Consider the following 17,482-nt stretch of genomic DNA (forward strand, 5'->3'; position numbering starts at 1 on the left):
GGAATCTCCACTCAACTCCAGGCCCGCCCGGCGTACCCTTTGACCATGACCACCAATGCCCATGACTACGTGCCCGCGGCCGGCACGATCACGATGTTCTCGACCGGCTGGTGCGGCTACTGCGCGCGCCTCAAGCAGCAGCTGACCAAAGACGGCATCGCCTACAACGAGATCAACATCGAAGAGGTCGACGGCACCGCCGAGATCGTCGAGAGCGTCAACGGCGGCAATCAGACCGTGCCGACGGTGATCTTCCCCGACGGCACCTCGGCGACCAACCCGTCGCTGGCCGAGGTGAAGGCGCGGCTCTAGGCCTTAGCGCTTGTAGTCGTCGGGGTGATCCGTGCCGAGCTGACGGTAGGGCTTCGAGGCGCGTGGCTGATCCTGCCCCGGATTCTTCTCGGGTAGTGAGACCAGTGTCTGTCCCAGTCTCCTCACGAACGTCACAGCGTTCACCACGGGAATCATCATCGCGAAGAGCGCGCCGAACGCGCCGAAGCCGTTACCCTCTCTTCCGATGACGACACCTACCATCCCGATCATGAAGGCCACCACGATTCCGCACGCTCCCAACGACGACAGGATCAGGCCTTGGAACGCCGGTCGGGGGTCATTCCATTCGGAGATCGACCGGTAGCGGTCCTGCTTGGTTAACTTTGGGCGCCAGCGTGTCATGAGGATCCACGCGGCGATGCTGGCAAGCGCCACGCCAGCAGCAAGCGAGATCAGCACGTTCGGGACGCCGTCGAAGACGCCGACCGCAGACAGGCCTGCGGAGCCGCCGAGACCGAGCGCGACGACCACGGCGGCCAGGATCCGCTGACGGCGGGGAGGGACGACCTCTCGGGCGTACGGAAGGAACAGCCGCCACCCGGCGCTCAAGTCGGCGCGGACTCCCACGACGGATCAGTCGGTCAAGTCGGGCGCCGCGAAGAACTCGATCGCGTTGCCGTCGGGGTCCTTGATGTTGAGGACGGTGCCGTAGTCCACCTCGACGAGGTCGCCCGGGATCCCCGCGTCGGCGAGCCGGTTCTGGATGCGCACCACGTCGGAGCCGCTCGGGACGGCGAAGCTGACGTGATCGAGGCCCGGAACGAGCGGGTCGAAGCGCCCGGCCTTCTTCTGGGTGTACTCGGTCACACCGAAGATCTGGCCCCCTCCGGCGGGGAAGATCTTGCGGTCGAAGTCGTCGGTCACGATCTCGCCGACCGGCTTCGTCTCGAAGACGATCTCGTAGAACGGGAGGCTCTTCGCGTGGTCGGTGACCGTGATGGCGACGTGGGCGTAGCCGGAGAACTCGGGCATGGGGTCTCACTTCTCTGTACTGGTTCGAAATCGGGTACTGGTTCGAAATCGGGTGCTGGTTCGAATTCGGGTGCTCGTTCGGGCTCTTGCAGTCAACACCTGCCGCCCTCCAGGAGTTCTCCACAGACGTGTCGCGAGGCGTCCCCCGGTGGTCGCCGGTGCGCCACGCTTGTCGGGTGCAGATCGGCCCTCATCTCCTCGTCCACTCATCACATGACGACACCGAAGTCCGGCGCGCGTGTCTCCGTGGCAACCTCGTCCGGGTCGTGCCCGGGCGCTACGTCCGGACTGCGCACTGGATGTCGCTGTCCCTCGACGAGAAGGAGATCATGCGCATCGTCGCAGCGGTTACGACCCTGCACGGCACGGCCGTGGTCTCCCGCCTCTCTGCGGCGGCCCTCTGGGGCATGCCTCGCCTCGGTGCGCCACCCAAGCGAGTTCACGTGACAGACAGCAGGATCACTCAGACGGTGCAGAACGCGTTCACGGTGAAGCACGCGGGCTCACTCGGCCCGGCCGAGGTCGCCGAGCGCTTCGGAGTGCTTGTCACGACGCCAACGCGGACAGCTCTCGACATCGCACTGACGGCGTCCTTCCGGCAGTCAGTCGTCGTCCTCGACCATTGCCTCCGCTCCGGGCTCGTGACGAAGGACGGTCTCCGACGCGACCTCGAGCGTCAGCCGACGGCGCGAGGCAGCGCGAGAGCGGCTCGGGCCATCGACTTCGCCGACCACCGGGCGAATCGACCGGGCGAGTCGCTGAGCCGCGTGGTCATGCTCGAGGCGCGCATCGAGGCCCCCGAGCTGCAGGCGCCCTTCGACGGCCCCGACAGTCAACATGCCGACGTCGACTTCTTCTGGCCGGGCCTCGGGCTCGTCGGGGAGTTCGACGGCATGACCAAGTACCGCGACTCGGGCCGGTGGTCCGGGCTCAAGCCGCACGAGGTGGTGATCGCCGAGAAGGTGCGCGAGGACTGGATCAGGGCCGACCCCGCCGTGCGGGGCTTCGTCCGCTGGACGTGGCACGACGTGGTGGCATCGGGACGGCTGGCGGCTTTGCTGTCGGCGGCCATGAGGCCTCGCCTTCGCTAACCGTTGCACGCAGGGCTAACCGCCGCGACGGTTAGCTGTACGTGAAACGGTTAGCGGCGCGACTCAGCGGCGGGGCGGGCGGGGGCTAGCGGCGACGCTGCGGCGCCGCGCGACGCGCCGCGGGCGACGCCGACAGCGCGTCGGTGAGCAGTGCGACGAGCGCACCGAGCTGCACGTCGGCCGACGAGGTGACCTCTTCGTCCGAGCCGTCGAGCGCGCGGGCGGCGAGGCCGGCCTTCGAGTCGATGAGCTCGGCGATCTTGGTGTCGATCGTCTGGGCGGCGATCACACGCCACGCGGTGACGGGCTCCTCCTGGCCGATGCGGTGCACGCGGTCGATGGCCTGCGTCTGCTCGGCGTCGGTCCACGAGAGCTCGGCGAGCACCACGTTCGAGGCGACCTGAAGGTTGAGGCCGACGCCGGCGGCGGTGAGCGAGCAGACGATCACCTCGACCGAGGGGTCGTTCACGAACGCGTCGATGTTCTTCTGGCGCACCGTCGACGACTGGTCGCCGCGGATCGACGCAAACTTGATGTCGCGGCGCTTGAAGGTGTCTTCGGCGACGTCCATGACGTCGATGTGCTTGGCGAAGAAGACGACCTTGCCGACGTTGCGCGCCAGCTGAGCGGTGTAGTCGGCGGCGAGGCCGGCCTTGGCCTGGCCGATGCGGCGCACCATGCTGAAGACGTTCTCGCCGGTCTTGCCGCCGTCGCCGTCTTCGAGCTCCCACTTGGCGACCTGGCGCACCAGGTCGTGGTCGATGCCCTCGACCTGCACGCCGGAGGTGCGGGTGGCGAGAGCGGTCTGGTAGCGGGCGACGAGCTTCTTGGCGAGGTCGCGCTCGGCCTCGCGGATGGAGCGGCCCGCCTCGTCGTCGAGCTCGACGGGGAGGTCGGCGATCCTGCGTGCCGGGATGTCGGCGGCCACGTCGACCTTGCGCCGGCGCACGATGCCGAGGTCGATCACCGAGGCGCGGGCCGATGCGAAGAAGCCGGGCTCGGCCGGGGTCAGACCGGTCTCTTCGAGTGCCTCCATCAATTCGGCGCCGGGCTTCTTGTCGTCGATCCAGCCCAGGAACTGCCAGATCGCCCTGAAGTCCTCGATGTCGTTGATCAGCGGCGTGCCGGTCAGCGCCATCAGGAGGGGGTGAGCCGTGCGGGCGCGGATCCGCGCCGAGAGCTGCAGCACGTTGCGCGAGCGCTGCGAGTCCTTGTTCTTGATGAAGTGCGCCTCGTCGACGACCATGCCGCGGAAGCCGAGGTCGCCGAGCCAGCCGACGTGGCGGTCGAGCACCTCGTAGTTGACGATGACGATGTCGGCGAAGCCGTCGATGGTGTCGCCGTCGCCGTGGATCACGGTGGCGGTGCGATTCGGGGTCCAGAGGCCGACCTCACGAGCCCAGTTCGTCTTGACGACGTTGGGCACGACGACGAGCAGGGGGTAGGCGTTCGCGGCCTGAGCGGCGAGGAGCGACTGCGCGGTCTTGCCGAGGCCCGGCTCGTCGGCGAGCAGGAAGGTGCGGTGGCCCTCGGCCGCCGCCTCGACGACCTGCGCCTGGTGGCGCATCATCTCGGCGCCGCCGGGGGCGCTGAGGGTGGTCGGCTCAGGGAGGTCCATGCACGCCGAGACACCGCCGGCGCCGTACTCGAACGACTTGAACAGGGGGCCGAAGAGCTCCCAGTTGGCCAGGCGGCGCGGGTGCGCCTCACGCTGCTCGGCGAGGGCGAAGTCGGGCGCGAGGAAGGGGTTCGCCAGCTGGCGAGAGATGACCGACTGCGGGATCACCTGGCGCTCGGTCGAGACAGTCGGCGCTGCGGCCTCGGTGGTGATGATGAGGTCGTCGGGGCTCATCTCGGCGCCGGCGGCCATGAGCATGTCGCGCTTGAGCGAGCGCGCGGTCTCGGAGACCACGACCTCTTCGGCGAGCAGGGCGATCAGCGAGGTGTCGCGCGCGGCCGCCTTCGCGAGGATCGTCGCCACGCCGTCGAGGCGCTTGAGCTGCTCGGCGCGGTCGGCGTCGCCGACCGTCTTGTCGCCCTTGACGCGGGCGCGCTCTTCGCGCATGAGGATCGCGACGACCTGGAACTTGGTGCGCCCGGACGGCTTGACGGGGCCGCGCTGCGCGGCGGCCTCGACCTCGCGGACGGCCTTGGCGAGGACGGGGATGATGCCGTCGTTGTCGAGGTCGCGGACGCGTCGGTGGTTCGAGCGGGTGGCGGTTCGAGTACCGCCGGACTGGCGCTGGCCTGGTCGAGCCAAGGCTCCTCCTAGTGTGGCCTCCGGTCGGGCGGCACCGTGGTGTCGCGCCGGGAGGCGGGAAGGTCTGCATCGGGGCCGGTGGTTCGGCCGGATGCGGAAATGCTGAGAGACCGGCATTCGGTGGCGGCCCCCGGGTGCGACGGGCGGATCGGAGAGATCCGTCGGACACCTGGCAGGAGCCGGGGCCGAATGTCGCTGGCACGAACAGTCGCACAGGAAGGCGAAGCCGTGTTCCCGCCTATGCTACGCCCCGCTCGACCCCAAGGCCAGCGGAGTCCGCGCCGGGCGTGTCCGTCGTCGAGGGCCGGGCCGGTCAGTCGTCGTGACGGGCGAGGCCGCGACCGGCCGGACCCTCGATGACCTCTCCGGTGCGGGTGAAGCGGGAGCCGTGCAGCGGGCAGTCCCAGGTGAGCTCCTGGTCGTTCCAGGTGACGACGCCGGCGAGGTGAGGGCAGACGGCCGAGAGCGTGCAGGTCTCGCCCTCGACGGTCGAGCGCGCGACGGGCGTGAAGCCGTCGATGCCGACGCGTCCGTGCCCTTCGGACGGGATCTCGCCCGGCAGGAGCGGGTTGGTCAGCGCCCTGCCCCAGCCGCGGGCGAACGACCAGGCCACCGCGGCGTTCTCGCCGAGCGCGGCTCCGATGGCGACCGGGGTCGTGACACGGTGGTGGATGGTGGTCATCCACGGAGTGTTGTCGCCGACGACGTCCGACACGAGCATGCGGGCGGCCGAGACCGCACCGGTCATGCCCCACGAGTCGTAGCCGGTCGCGAGGTAGATGCGCCCGCGCCCGCGCGGCAGGGAGCCGACGAACGGCACGCCGTGCGGCGTCGCGTAGTCCTGCCCGCTCCAGACCCGGCGGGTGTGCGCGGTGGGCCAGTGCGACCGCGTCCAGCGCTCGAGCGAGTGGGCGATCTGCGCCTCCGAGGAGGCTCGGCCGACACCGTGCGCTCCCCCGCCGACGATCAGCTGGCTGCCGAAGCTGCGCACCGAGCGCCCGCCGTCGTCGACGCCCTGGTACATGGCGTCGGGGAGCTCAGCCGCGTCGATGCCCGAGAACGCGAGGCCGAACGAGCGGCGCGGCGCGATCTTCGCGAAGTACAGGCCGCGGTCGAGGATGGGGGCGCCGGTCGTCAGGTGCACGCGCTCCGACGAGACGTCGCCGAGCGCGGTGTGCGTGGTCGCGGGATCGCCGGCATCGACGCCGGTGACGCGGGCGTTCTCGACGATGACGCCGCCGAGGGCGCGCAGGTCGGCGGCGAGCGCCGCGACGAGGTCGAGCGGGTCGAGCTGCGCCTGGTCGCGGAGGCGCACGGCGCCGATGGTCGCGAAAGGCGCGTCGACGTCGACGGTCTTCTCGAGGTCGAGCCCGGCGCGTCGGCCGACGAGGTACTCGGCGTCGACGCGGGCGAGTCCACGGCGGTCGGTCGCGTAGCTGTAGGCGTCGCGGCGCTCGACGTCGACGCCCGCGTCGGCGGCGTAGCCCAGGAGCCAGTCGAAGGCCTCGCCGGTGCCCGCCACGTACGCGTCGACGACGGACTGGTAGGTGCGGCGGCGGATCTTCTGCAGCTGCGCGCCCTGCAGGCGGCTGACCATCGCCGACGAGCTGGCCGTGGCGAGCCCTCCGACCCGGCCCGCCTCGAGGACCGCGACGGTGTGCCCGCGCCGGGCGAAGAGGAGGGCGGTCACGAGGCCGGTGAGGCCGGCGCCGATGACGACGTCGTCGTAGGTCGCGAGAGGTTCGAACTCGTCGGTGGGGATCTCGCGGACCTTGTCGAGCCAGATCGAGGTCACGCTTCCTCCAAAGACGGTCGGGTCAGGTGTCGGAGCCCACGGTAGGCCCGTCTCCTGGCAGCGGCTCGGATCGGCGCGGCCAGAGCGCGCCCTCGGCGGCGTCGACCAGCTGGAGCGCCTTGCGGCGGCCGGTGTCGGTGCCGAGGGTGGCTTGTCCGCCGGCGTGCGCCAGCAGCTGGGAGGCGACCGTCGGCGCGAGCCGGTCGGCGATGTCGGGGTGCCGGTCGGTCCACTCGTCCGACACGGCGTCGGCGATGCGCTCGCAGGCGCGGGCCTGCTCCTCGTCGCCGTTGCCGCGGTGCCACTGCGCCGTGACGACGAGGTGGGCGACGAGCGAGCCGGCGTCGCGCGCGGCGTGCCCGACGCCGGCGGTGTCGATGTCGAGCAGGCCGGTGACGTGGCCCGGCTGGTCGGGATCGACGAAGAGCTGCTCGAGGTGGAGGTCGCCGTGGACGACCCGCATCTCGTCGGACGACCAGGTCGAGGTGCGCGCCTCGATCTCGTCGTAGACGGCGTCGATCCCCGATGCCCGGTCGGGCAGCGACCCGGTGAGGCTGCGGCGGTGCCACGAGCCGTTGTCGAGGGCGTCGGCCTGGGCCGTCTGGGTGAGGTGCACGCGCGCGACGGTCTCGGAGAGCCCGACCACGGTGTCGACGAACGCACGTCCGGCCGCGAGGTCGATCACGCGGGTTCCGGCGGGTACGCCGTCGACGCGGCGCAGGATCAGGAGGCCGTCCGGCTGCGTCGCGACCACCGTCGGCACAGGCAGCCCCGCCTCCGCGAAGGCCGCGTGCAGCGCGGCGATGGGCTCGGCGCGGCTGGGTCGCACCACCTTCAGGAAGAGCGTGGCCTCGGCGCTCTCGAGCTTGATGACGGCGCGCTTGCCGGGGCGGTAGGCGGCCACGCTGAGGGTCGGATCGCTGACGGCGAGGCCGATGCGAGCCAGGAGCTCGACGACGCGCTCGGGGTAGGTGACTGCGGCGAGCGCCGGCAGCGCCGGGTCGGCCGGGTAGGCCCAGACGCGCACGAGCTGACCGCTGCCCGGGTCGGCGACGACGTTCCCGCCGGCGGCGCGCGACGCCTCGACCGAGGACGGGTCGGTGTCGACGAACGTCAGGACGGTCGAGGAGGCACCCGCGGCGTCGATCGTGTCGACCTCGTATCCGAAGAGGTAGCCGCCGCCCGACGGCTCGACGGAGTGCGGCCGGAACGACACGACTCGGACCCCGCTGTCCGCGAACGCTGCGGGGAGGATCTCTCCTGAGTTGGGCCACACGAGCCACAGTCAAGCAGGAACGGCGAGATTTACTCAGGCGTCGGGCCGGTGCGCCGAAAGCGCGGCCCGTACCCTGGAGACCGTGCACGTGCCCCGGTCCCGCTGATCTCCCGCCTTCGGCAGCCCTCGCGCCTGCCCCTGCTCCAGGTGGTCAAGACGTCGATCGCGGTCGTCGTCGCCTGGGTCCTGAGCTTCCTGGCGCTCGGCCAGCCGCTGCCGATCTTCGGCGCGATCGCCGCCCTCCTGGTGGTGCAGCCGAGCGTCAACCAGTCGTTCGCCCGCGGCCTCGAGCGCAGCGCGGGTGTCGTGATGGGCGTGGGCCTCGCCTACGTCGTCGGGGCCGTCCTCGGCCACGAGCACACCTGGGTGGTGCTGGTCGCCGTCGTGCTGGCGCTGCTGCTGGCCTGGCTCGTGAAGCTGACGCCGACGTCGAGCACTCAGGTGCCGATCTCGGCGATGCTCGTGCTGTCGGTGGGGGTCGTCACGCCCGGCTATGCGGTCGACCGCATCATCGAGACGGTGATCGGGGCGGTCGTGGCGCTGCTGGTCAACGCCCTGATCGTCCCGCCGGTGCTCCTCGGGCCGGCGCACCTCTCCGTCGGCCGGCTGGCTCGCGACCTCGGCACGGCCCTCGACGACCTGGCGGGCTCCCTCGAGCAGGCGACGCCGACGGCCGACCTCGACGCGATGCTCCTGCGGGCGCGCGAGCTCCGCGTGCTCCGCGACCAGGCCGCGTCGGCCGTCAAGACGGGCGAGGAGTCGCTCACCCTCAACCCTCGCGCCAGCCGGCAGCGCCGGGTGCTCGAGGCCGACCGAGCCCTGCTCGCCCCGCTCTCGAATCTGGTGCACCGCGTCGTCGCGATGACCCGCACCCTCCGCGACAACTACGACCCGGCGCTCGTCGACGACTCGGTGGTCGCCGGAATCGCCGAGGAGCTCCGTCGCGCCGCCCACGACGTGCGCCTGCTCGTGCACGACCGCGAGGAGACCGCTGCGCGGGGCGAGGGAGCAGGAACGGGCTCCCCCGACGACCTCCCTGCCCTGACCGCGCCCCTGCAGGTCGTCCGCCCCGACCCCGACCACTGGATCCTGGTGGGGTCGCTTCTGGAGGACCTCCGCCGCGTGCGCGAGGAGCTGCGACAGTAGCGGCGAGTTCCTGCGCCCGCCTCCGGGGTTCAGCCCTGGAGCGCCGCCAGGATCGCCGCCCGGCCGGCCGGGTGGCCGAGGATGCGGAAGTGGCCGTCGATCGGCACGCTGACGTTGCGCGCCCCCTCGAGGCGGCTGCCGTCGGGCACGTGGCCGTCGAATCGCGCGAACACCGACGTGATTCGCGCGTTGACGTCGACGAGGCCGCTGAGGCGAACCAGACCGGCATCGTCGGTGCGGAACGCGCGGAGCGTCTTGCCGGGAGCGAACCGTGCCATGCGCGACCCTGAGAACGGGCTGTTGACGGCGACCATGCGGTCGATGCGAGCGCTGGCGTCGGTGTCGAGCATCATGGACTTTCCGACGAGGCCGCCCTTGCTGTGGGCCAGGACGACGACGCCGCGGAGGTCGTTGGCGTCGAGCACGCGCTGCGCGAGCTCGGCGGTCTCGGCGATCGGCCGTACGTTGTGCGCCATCCCGGGAACGACCACGACCGGGTGGCCCTGCTCGTTGAGGCGGTCGGCGAACCAGCGCAGCGTGCGCCACGACTCGTAGACGCCGGGCAGCAGCAGCACGGGCGCGAGGCCGCCCTCGCGGTACCGGGCAGGCACCGACGCGTTGCCGAACAGGCTCCGCGAGTGCGTTCGCACCGCGTAGGCGTAGTCGGCGGGCAGGAACTCGAGGTAGTGCAGGACGCTCCCCCGAGAGGTTCGCGCCCGCACGATCTTGCGCAGATCAGGCAGGGTCACGCCGCCAGCCTAGGCGCGGAGCAGCTCGCCGAGGTCGAGTGGCGACGGTGTCGTCAGGACGATGTCGGCGCTCTCGGCGAGCATGTCGTCCCAGCGCTGGCAGATCGAAGCCCAGGCCGGCGGGCATCCGGCGGCAGCGAGCAGCACTCGCTCGGCCGAGTCGCCGTACCCGGCCCGCGCGGCGGCCGCGGCGGCCTCCGGCACGATCCCGCTGATCTCGTCGACGACGCGCACGCGGTGCGCGAAGTCCATCTCCTCGATCGCGTCGAACGCATGGAAGGCGCTGGTCAGAGCGTTCTCCAGGTCGGTGATCTCACGCGGGACCCTGGCCCCCCGCACAGCGCTTCGAACTGCCGTCACGTCACTCATGACTGCCCCCTCAGGCCCCGCAGCTTTTCGGGAACCGCGGGTGTCTGCAGACTACACGAAAGGGGTACATTCTCTGCGCCCAATTTGAGGGACAACTGCGGGGTACAAACCGGGAGCGCGGAGCGTCACGGGCCTACCGTCCACTCTGACGCCGATTCACGGCGCCCCCACGACGACCACAAGGAGGAACCATGTTCCAAGGATCCGAGAAACTGCGCGACAGCATGCAGAAAGTGCTCGTCGACCTCATCGAGCTCCACGTCCAGGGCAAGCAGGCCCACTGGAACCTGCTCGGCTCGAACTTCCGCGACCTGCACCTGCAGCTCGACGAGATCGTCGACGCCGCCCGCGGGTTCTCGGACGAGGTGGCCGAGCGCATGCGCGCCGTCTACCTGGTGCCGGACGGCCGTACGAGCACCGTCACGAAGACGACCGCCCTGCCGGAGTTCCCCGAGGGCCCGGTCGAGACGACCGCCGTCGTCGATCTGATCGTCGAGCGGATGTACGCGGCCACCGAGACCATGCGCACGGTCCACGACGACATCGACGACGAGGACCCCACCACCGCCGACGTGCTGCACTCGATCCTCGAGCGGCTCGAGCAGCTCGCCTGGATGACCGGTGCGGAGAACCGCCACCCCGCCGCCGACGCCAAGAGCAAGGCGACGCGCGAGCGCGACGAGAAGGCGGAAGAGGCCGGCCTCGACCGCGTCGGCGCCATCGCCAACTGATCGACCTGCCCGCTCATCCCTGATTGGAGCTCCCATGGCCGACGCCGACACTGCGTCCGCTGACACCGCCGTTGCAGAGACGGCGGCTGCCGGATACGTCATCGTCGGAGGCGGGATGGTCGCCGATGCGGCCGCCCGCGGTATCCGCGAGCGCGACGCGACCGGGTCGATCCTCATCCTGAGCGACGACGTCGACCAGCCGTACACCCGGCCGGCGCTGTCGAAGAAGCTGTGGACCGATGACAGCTTCACCACCAGCGACAACGACCTGGGCACGGCTGCCGAGACCGGCGCCGAGATCCGCCTGCGCACCTCGGTCGACAGGATCGACCGCACCGGCCGGACTGTCACCACGACCGACGGCGAGACCATCGGCTACGGCCGGCTCCTGCTCGCCACGGGCGGACGGCCGAAGACGCTCGATCTGCCGGACGACGACCGCGTGATCTACTTCCGCACGGCGGCCGACTACCGGAATCTGCGTGAGTTGTCGGGCTCCGGCAAGCACGTCGCCGTCATCGGCGGCGGCTACATCGGGTCGGAGCTGGCCGCGGCACTAGTGCAGAACGACACGGCCGTCACGATCGTCTTCCCCGACCCCGACCTCGGTGCCTCGCTGTTCCCCGAGCGGGTCGACGCGAAGTTCGAGTCGCGGTTCGTCGAGCACGGCGTCACGCTCCGCGCGAACAGCCGTCTCCGCGGCGGCACGGCCAAGGGCGACGGCTTCGAGCTGGTGCTCGACGACGGCTCGACGCTCCGGGCCGACGGCGTCGCGGTCGGGCTGGGCATCGAGCCGAACACCGAGCTCGCCGAGAAGGCCGGGCTCGCCGTCGACGACGGCATCCTGGTCGATGCGCGTCTCGCGACCGACGACCCGTTCGTCTACTCCGCCGGCGACGTGGCGTCGTACCCGGACCCGATCCTGGGTCGACGTCGTGTCGAGCACGTCGACAACGCGAAGGAGCAGGGAGCTGCGGTCGGCCGGATCATGGCCGGCTCGGATGAGAAGTACACGCATACGCCGATGTACTACTCCGACGTGTTCGACCTCGGCTACGAGGCCGTCGGCAGGCTCGACGCCTCGCTCGAGACGGTGGAGGACTGGAAGGACGACGACAGCGTCGTCGTCTACTACCTCGAAGGCGGCGTGCCTGTGGGCGTGCTGCTCTGGAACGTGTGGGACTCCACCGACAAGGCGCGTCAGATCCTCGCCGAGGCGCGAGCGCTAACGCCCGACAACCTCGTCGGCCTGATCTAGCAGCTCATCCAGTCCGTCAGCCGAAGAGGCGGGGCAGCACGCCCGGTCGGTCGAGCTCGACGGCGAACAGACCGCCGGAGAGCGGAGACTCCTGGAGCTGCTGCTCCGTCGCGTTCTCACGTGCCGACCCCACGTAGAGCGTCGTCAGATCAGCGCCGCCGATCGTGATGCCGGTCACGTTCGGCGCGGGCAGGGCGATCGTCTCGAGCAGCTCGCCTGCGGCCGACAGGTGCACCACCTCGCCGTCGCCGTAGATCGCGCTCCAGAACTCCCCCAGCGAGTCGCGGACGAGCCCGTCGTGCGTGCGCCCGGTCGAGAACGGCACCAGCTCGCCGAGAGTGCCGTCGGCGTCGTACGAGGCCTGGTAGATCGTCTGCACGGCCGTGTCGGTCACCCACATCATGCTGCCGTCGTCGGAGAACTCGATTCCGTTGGTCGTGCCGAAGCCGCCGGCGAGCACCGTGACCTCGCCAGACGGAGTGATCCGGTAGAGGCCCGCGTCCGGGTCGTCACGGGTCGCATCCATGCCGCCGACGACGAAGTTGCCGAACGGGTCGCACTTGCCCTCGTTGAAGCGGATGCCGGCGTGCGAGTGCTCGACGCGCACGAGGTCGCGTTCGTAGACGCCGGCGTCGTCGGTGAGCACGACGCGATCCTGGAGAGCCACGACGAGGCCGCCACCGGAGCGCCTCTGGAACGAGGCCAGCGGGGGCGGCAGCACCGCCTCGAGTTCCTGCGCCCCGTCCGGGCTCGCCCGGTGCAGCGTGCCGGCGGTGATGTCGCACCAGAGAATCTGCTGGGCGTCGGCGTCCCACACGGGGCTCTCGATGAGGATGGCGCGGGCGTCGACGATGAGGCGCGGTTCGGAGGTCACCCGGTCAGGTCTATCAGGCGGGGGACGCCGCCGGTGCGCACTCAGGGGCACCGGAGCATCGTGGGTGCGTGACCGATACGATCGACCAGCCCACCGTCCGCGACTGGCGCTCGCCCTCGCAGCGCACCGACGGCTACCAGCCCCTCCGCTCGTACGCCGCGATCGGAGACGGCCGCACGGTCGCCCTCATCGCCGACGACGGTCAGATCGACTGGCTGCCTCTGCCCGAGATGAACACGGCGCCGGTGATCGCCGGGCTGCTCGACGCCGGGCGCGGCGGCTTCTTCGAGCTGCGACCCACGGCCGACTTCGAGGTAGACCGGTCGTACCTCGAGGGCACCAACGTCCTGACCACGCGCTTCCGCACCGCGACCGGCGAGGTCGAGGTCACGGACGCCCTCGTGACGGGCGTCGCGGGCCGCCTGCCCTGGTCGGAGCTGGTGCGCCGCATCGAGGGCGTCGAGGGCAGCGTGGAGATGACCTGGGCGGTCGTGCCGGGCAACGTCTTCGGCACCCACGACGTCGAGCGCGTCGACACGGTCCACGGCCCCGTCCTTCGGGCCGGCGACGTCAACCTCGTGCTCATCGGCTCCGACCACGGCCGCACCGATCCGACGGGTCCCGGCGACGGCGTCTCCGACGAGGCGGCGGAGTTCCGCGGAGCCTTCACGACGACGCCCGGCTCGCGCACGATCCTCTGCCTCTGCGGCACCGACGACGAGCCCGTCCACATCCCGAACGCCGAGGTCGTCGACCAGGGCGTCGACCGCACCGTCGACAACTGGGCGCTGTGGTCGAAGAACTTCTCCTGGGACGGCCCGTGGTCGGAAGCCGTCACCCGCTCCACCCTCGCGCTCAAGCTCCTGATCTACAGCCCCACCGGGGCGATCGCCGCCGCGGCCACCGCCGCCGTGCCCGAGAACTTCACCGGCCTTAAGAACTGGGACTACCGCTTCGCCTGGGTGCGCGACCTCGCCTACACGGTGCAGGCGCTCCTCAACTTCGGCCTCCGCGAGGAGCCCCACGCCGCCGTCTCGTGGATCCTGAGCTGCCTCAAGGAGCACGGCCGCGAGATGCACATCTTCTTCACCCTCGACGGCGGGCTGCCCGACGGAACGACGCTGACCGAGGCCGAGGGCTGGCGCGGCATCGGCCCGGTCTACGACGGCAACCCGGCGTCGGGGCAGCTGCAGCTCGGCGTGTTCGCCGACATCCTGGCGATCCTGAGCCAGTACGCCTCGGGCGGCAACATCATCGACGCCTCCACCGACGAGCTCCTGTGCTCGTTCGCCGACGAGGCCTGCCGCCGGTGGCAGGAGGAGGACTCGGGCATGTGGGAGCTCGGCGACCTCCAGCACTACACGTCGAGCAAGATGGGCTGCTGGCAGGCCATCGACGCCGCCTGCCACCTCGCCGACATCGGCCAGCTGCACCCCTCCGACGATGATCTCGCGCACTGGAAAAAGAACGCGCGGCTGATCCGCGAGTACGTCGACGAGAAGTGCTGGTCGGAGTCGCGTGGTGCGTACCTGATGTACCCCGGGTCGCAGGAACTCGACGCCTCCGTCCTCCTGCACGCCCCCACGGGCTTCGACCGCGGCGAGCGCATGTCGCGCACGATCGACGCGCTCCGCGACGAGCTCGGCCGGGGCCCGCTCCTGTACCGCTACTCGGGTATGGACGCCGAGGAGGGCACCTTCACGGCGTGCGCGTTCTGGTGCGCGGCCGCGCTGGCCTGCGTGGGCCGGCTCGACGAGGCCGTGGCCCTGATGGACGAGCTGATGGAGCAGGTCAACGACGTCGGGATGCTCTCCGAGATGATCTCGGAGAACGGCGAGTTCCTGGGCAATCTGCCCCAGGGCCTCAGCCACCTCGCGCTGGTCAACGCGGTCATCACGATCGACCAGCTGACGAAAGAGAAGGGCGAGGACGAGGGCGACGAAGTCGGAGCGTGACAGCTGATCGCGTAGGGTCGGCCCATGCCGCTCCGCATCGTGAACGTGAACGTCAAGGCCCGTGACGACCAGGCACTCGGCCGCTTCTGGGCCGACGCGCTCGGCTGGAGCACCGACAGCGAGGGCCCGGGCGTCACGAGCGCCTACCCCGACGGCCTCGAGTGGCCCGACGCGTCGGCCGTGTGCATCGACGCGGTCACCGTGCCCGACCCCGAGACCGTGCACTACCGGGTGCGCATCGAGCTGGCCGCCGAATCGCTCGAGCACCGCGCCGCCCTGATCGAGCGCCTGCTCGCGCTCGGGGCGACCCGCGTCGACGCGGGGTTCGCCGACCCCGAGGGCAATGTCTTCCGGGTGCAGGATCCCCGCCCCGACGAGAGCGCGACCGGGCCGATCGGGGCGATCGTGCTCGAGTGCGACCACCCGCGCAGCCAGGCGGCGTTCTGGGCGGCGGCGACCGACTGGGTCGCCGTCGAGCGGCCCGAGCAGCGAGACCAGCACGACGGCCCGGCGCGGTTGCGGTCGGCGGTCGGGGTCGGGCCGTTCGTGGAGTTCGTCGAGGCGCCCGGAGTTCCTGCGCCCAGCCGGTTTCACATCGACCTGAAGCCGTACGCCGCCGACGACCAGTCGGCCGAGGTCTCACGGCTGCACTCCCTCGGGGCCGTCGACACCGACCTCGGGCAGGGCGACTCGGCGTGGAAGTGCCTCGCCGACCCCGAGGGCAACGACTTCTGCGTGCTGGCGGCGGGCTAGCCGGCCTTCGCTGTGCCGTCCTTCGTGGCTGTGCCGCTCTTCTTCGCCGTGCCGCTCTTCTTCGCCGTGCCGCTCTTCTTGGCGACCGCCGGCTTCTTCGCCGCGGCCTTCTTCGCCGTCGCCTTCTTCGCGGCGGGGGCGGGCTTCTTCGCGCCCTTGGCGGCCCGGTTCTTCTCGACGCTCGCGCGCAGGGCGTCCATCAGGTCGATGACCTCGCCGCCCCCCGCCGACGAACCCGACTCGTCGTCGTCCGACGTCTCGCCGAACGTGGCGTCGGTGTCGAGCGACTCGCCCTCCTTGAGCTTGGCGTCGATGAGCTGCTGAAGCTCCTTCTGGTAGTCGTCGCTGAAGTCGGCGGGCTCGAAGTCGTCCGAGAGGCTGTCGACGAGGCTGGCCGACATGTCGAGCTCCTTGTCGGTGATGCGGATGCCCTTCGACAGGGCCGGGAAGTCGGCGTCGCGCACTTCGTCGTCCCAGAGGAGCGACTGCAGCATGAGCACCGTGCCGCGCACGCGGAGGGCGCCGAGCCGGGTCTTCTGCCGCAGCGAGAAGTGCACGATCGCGGTGCGGTCCGTCTCTTCGAGGGTGCGCCGCAGCAGAACGTACGCTTTCGCCGACGAGCCGTCGGGCTCCAGGAAGTACGAGCGGTCGAACATGATCGGATCGAGCTGGTCGCTCGGCACGAACTCGAGCACGTCGATCTCACGGCTGCGCTCCTCGGGCAGCGACGAGAGGTCGTCGTCGGTGAGCACGACCGTCTGGTCGCCGTCGTCGAACGCCTTGTCGATGTGCTCGTAGTCGACCACCTTGCCGCACACCTCGCACCGGCGCTGGTAGCGGATGCGCCCGCCGTCTTCGTCGTGCACCTGGTGCAGCGAGATGTCGTGGTCTTGGGTGGCGCTGTAGACCTTCACCGGCACGTTGACGAGGCCGAAGGTGATGGCGCCCTTCCAGATCGATCGCATGCGGCCAGTGTGCTCCCGCCGCGGGGTGAGGGGTACACGATTCCCGATCCGGAGTTGACTCGACGGATGAGCCAGTACGAGAAGAAGGATCCGATCAGCCTCTACCCCGCCCCGCCGTTCCCGGAGCAGGATCAGTCGCTGCCGGGCCGCGCCTCGAAGATGCGCCCGAAGCCCGACCACGGCGAGGAGAGCTACGTCGGCCTCGAGCGCCTGAAGGGGTTCCGCGGAATCGTCACCGGCGCCGACTCCGGCATCGGCCGTGCCGCCGCGATCGCGCTGTCGCGCGAAGGCGCCGACCTCGTGCTCACCTACCTGCCCGACGAGCAGGAGGACGCCGAGGAGGTGCGCGACCTGCTCGAGGCCGAGGGCCGTAAAGCCGTTCTCGTCCCGGGCGACATCAGCGACGAGTGGTTCTGCGGCACTCTCGTCGACACGGCCGTCAAGGAGCTCGGAGGCCTCGACACCCTCGTCATGGTGGCCGGCCACCAGGAGAGCCACCCCGACATCCTCGAGATGTCGACCGATGGCATCGACGCGACGTTCAAGACCAACCTCTACTCGCTGTTCTGGCTGACCCAGGCGGCGATCCCCCACCTCGAGCCGGGATCGTCGATCGTGACGACCGGGTCGATCCAGGGCAGCCAGCCCTCCCCCGACAAGCTCGACTACGCCATGTCGAAAGGCGCGATCGGCGTCTTCACGGCGGCCCTCGCCCAGCAGCTCGCGCCGAAGGGGATCCGGGTCAACTCGGTCGCCCCCGGTCCGGTGTGGACGCCGCTGCAGCCCGCGTCTCAAGACCCGGAGCGCGTCTCCGAGTTCGGCTCCGACTCCCCCTACGGCCGCCCCGGGCAGCCGGCCGAGCTGGGCGCCGCGTACGTGCACCTCGTCAGCCCCGAGTCGAGCTACACCTCGGGGGCGACGATCACGATCGCCGGCGGCACCGCGGCCTTCTGAC

General features: G+C 70.5%; 17 protein-coding genes. 8 read left to right on the plus strand and 9 right to left on the minus strand.

All coding sequences use genetic code 11. The features are described from left to right. Window positions 1-45: 45 nt before the first annotated feature. A complete protein-coding gene (locus tag EDF46_RS09230; RefSeq protein ID WP_123506017.1) occupies window positions 46-312 on the plus strand; it encodes a mycoredoxin in 267 nt (88 codons plus the stop codon). Window positions 313-315: 3 nt separating this feature from the next. Here EDF46_RS09230 and EDF46_RS09235 read toward each other — a convergent pair whose 3' ends face one another. Together EDF46_RS09235 and EDF46_RS09240 are read right to left on the minus strand one after the other, a co-directional pair. After that, complete coding sequence (locus EDF46_RS09235; protein ID WP_148061181.1) at window positions 316-804, minus strand: hypothetical protein; 489 nt, start codon at window positions 802-804, stop codon at window positions 316-318. A gap of 102 nt (window positions 805-906) precedes the next feature. Continuing rightward, window positions 907-1,305: a VOC family protein gene (locus EDF46_RS09240; protein ID WP_123506019.1), complete on the minus strand. Its 399-nt coding sequence runs from the start codon at window positions 1,303-1,305 to the stop codon at window positions 907-909. 299 nt (window positions 1,306-1,604) lie between these two features. Here EDF46_RS09240 and EDF46_RS09245 point away from each other — a divergent pair, with 299 nt between their 5' ends. Next, window positions 1,605-2,396: a hypothetical protein gene (locus tag EDF46_RS09245; protein ID WP_123506020.1), complete on the plus strand. Its 792-nt coding sequence runs from the start codon at window positions 1,605-1,607 to the stop codon at window positions 2,394-2,396. Window positions 2,397-2,481: 85 nt separating this feature from the next. Here EDF46_RS09245 and EDF46_RS09250 read toward each other — a convergent pair whose 3' ends face one another. The 3 genes from EDF46_RS09250 to EDF46_RS09260 form a co-directional block, all read right to left on the minus strand. Continuing rightward, window positions 2,482-4,656 (minus strand): DEAD/DEAH box helicase, encoded by a 2,175-nt coding sequence (locus EDF46_RS09250; protein WP_123506021.1) that lies wholly within the window; start codon window positions 4,654-4,656, stop codon window positions 2,482-2,484. Window positions 4,657-4,969: 313 nt separating this feature from the next. Continuing rightward, entirely contained in the window at window positions 4,970-6,451 is a 1,482-nt protein-coding gene (locus EDF46_RS09255; RefSeq protein ID WP_123506022.1) for an FAD-dependent oxidoreductase, read from the minus strand. A 22-nt stretch (window positions 6,452-6,473) separates the two neighbouring features. Next, entirely contained in the window at window positions 6,474-7,727 is a 1,254-nt protein-coding gene (locus EDF46_RS09260; protein ID WP_123506023.1) for an aminoglycoside phosphotransferase family protein, read from the minus strand. Window positions 7,728-7,874: 147 nt separating this feature from the next. On the opposite strand from EDF46_RS09260, the gene EDF46_RS09265 reads away from it, so the two are divergent. Further along, entirely contained in the window at window positions 7,875-8,873 is a 999-nt protein-coding gene (locus tag EDF46_RS09265; protein WP_233579963.1) for an FUSC family protein, read from the plus strand. A gap of 29 nt (window positions 8,874-8,902) precedes the next feature. On the opposite strand, the gene EDF46_RS09270 is transcribed toward EDF46_RS09265, so the two are convergent. Both EDF46_RS09270 and EDF46_RS09275 read right to left on the minus strand, forming a co-directional pair. Then, entirely contained in the window at window positions 8,903-9,622 is a 720-nt protein-coding gene (locus EDF46_RS09270) for a triacylglycerol lipase (protein ID WP_123506024.1), read from the minus strand. A gap of 9 nt (window positions 9,623-9,631) precedes the next feature. Continuing rightward, on the minus strand, window positions 9,632-9,991 hold the full coding sequence (locus tag EDF46_RS09275) for a hypothetical protein (protein WP_148061182.1): 360 nt from the start codon (window positions 9,989-9,991) through the stop codon (window positions 9,632-9,634). A 191-nt stretch (window positions 9,992-10,182) separates the two neighbouring features. Between EDF46_RS09275 and EDF46_RS09280 the strand changes: the two genes are divergently transcribed. Beyond that, entirely contained in the window at window positions 10,183-10,722 is a 540-nt protein-coding gene (locus EDF46_RS09280) for a Dps family protein (RefSeq protein WP_123506026.1), read from the plus strand. Window positions 10,723-10,756: 34 nt separating this feature from the next. Beyond that, window positions 10,757-11,980: an NAD(P)/FAD-dependent oxidoreductase gene (locus EDF46_RS09285; protein ID WP_123506027.1), complete on the plus strand. Its 1,224-nt coding sequence runs from the start codon at window positions 10,757-10,759 to the stop codon at window positions 11,978-11,980. Between the two features lie 16 nt (window positions 11,981-11,996). Here EDF46_RS09285 and EDF46_RS09290 read toward each other — a convergent pair whose 3' ends face one another. After that, window positions 11,997-12,854 carry an SMP-30/gluconolactonase/LRE family protein gene (locus EDF46_RS09290; protein ID WP_123506028.1) on the minus strand — a complete coding sequence of 286 codons (858 nt, stop codon included), beginning with the start codon at window positions 12,852-12,854 and terminating at the stop codon, window positions 11,997-11,999. Window positions 12,855-12,922: 68 nt separating this feature from the next. On the opposite strand from EDF46_RS09290, the gene EDF46_RS09295 reads away from it, so the two are divergent. Both EDF46_RS09295 and EDF46_RS09300 read left to right on the plus strand, forming a co-directional pair. Then, on the plus strand, window positions 12,923-14,809 hold the full coding sequence (locus tag EDF46_RS09295) for a glycoside hydrolase family 15 protein (RefSeq protein WP_233579964.1): 1,887 nt from the start codon (window positions 12,923-12,925) through the stop codon (window positions 14,807-14,809). Window positions 14,810-14,833: 24 nt separating this feature from the next. Next, a complete protein-coding gene (locus EDF46_RS09300; RefSeq protein ID WP_123506029.1) occupies window positions 14,834-15,562 on the plus strand; it encodes a VOC family protein in 729 nt (242 codons plus the stop codon). On the opposite strand, the gene EDF46_RS09305 is transcribed toward EDF46_RS09300, so the two are convergent. Continuing rightward, window positions 15,559-16,527, minus strand: a complete 969-nt coding sequence (locus EDF46_RS09305; protein ID WP_123506030.1) for a Ku protein — start codon at window positions 16,525-16,527, stop codon at window positions 15,559-15,561. The two genes, EDF46_RS09300 and EDF46_RS09305, sit on opposite strands and share 4 nt — an antisense overlap. 66 nt (window positions 16,528-16,593) lie before the next feature. On the opposite strand from EDF46_RS09305, the gene EDF46_RS09310 reads away from it, so the two are divergent. Beyond that, window positions 16,594-17,481 (plus strand): SDR family oxidoreductase, encoded by an 888-nt coding sequence (locus EDF46_RS09310; RefSeq protein ID WP_123506031.1) that lies wholly within the window; start codon window positions 16,594-16,596, stop codon window positions 17,479-17,481. Window position 17,482: the final 1 nt, after the last annotated feature.

This window comes from Frondihabitans sp. PhB188 (assembly GCF_003752365.1).
GTDB lineage: Bacteria > Actinomycetota > Actinomycetes > Actinomycetales > Microbacteriaceae > Frondihabitans.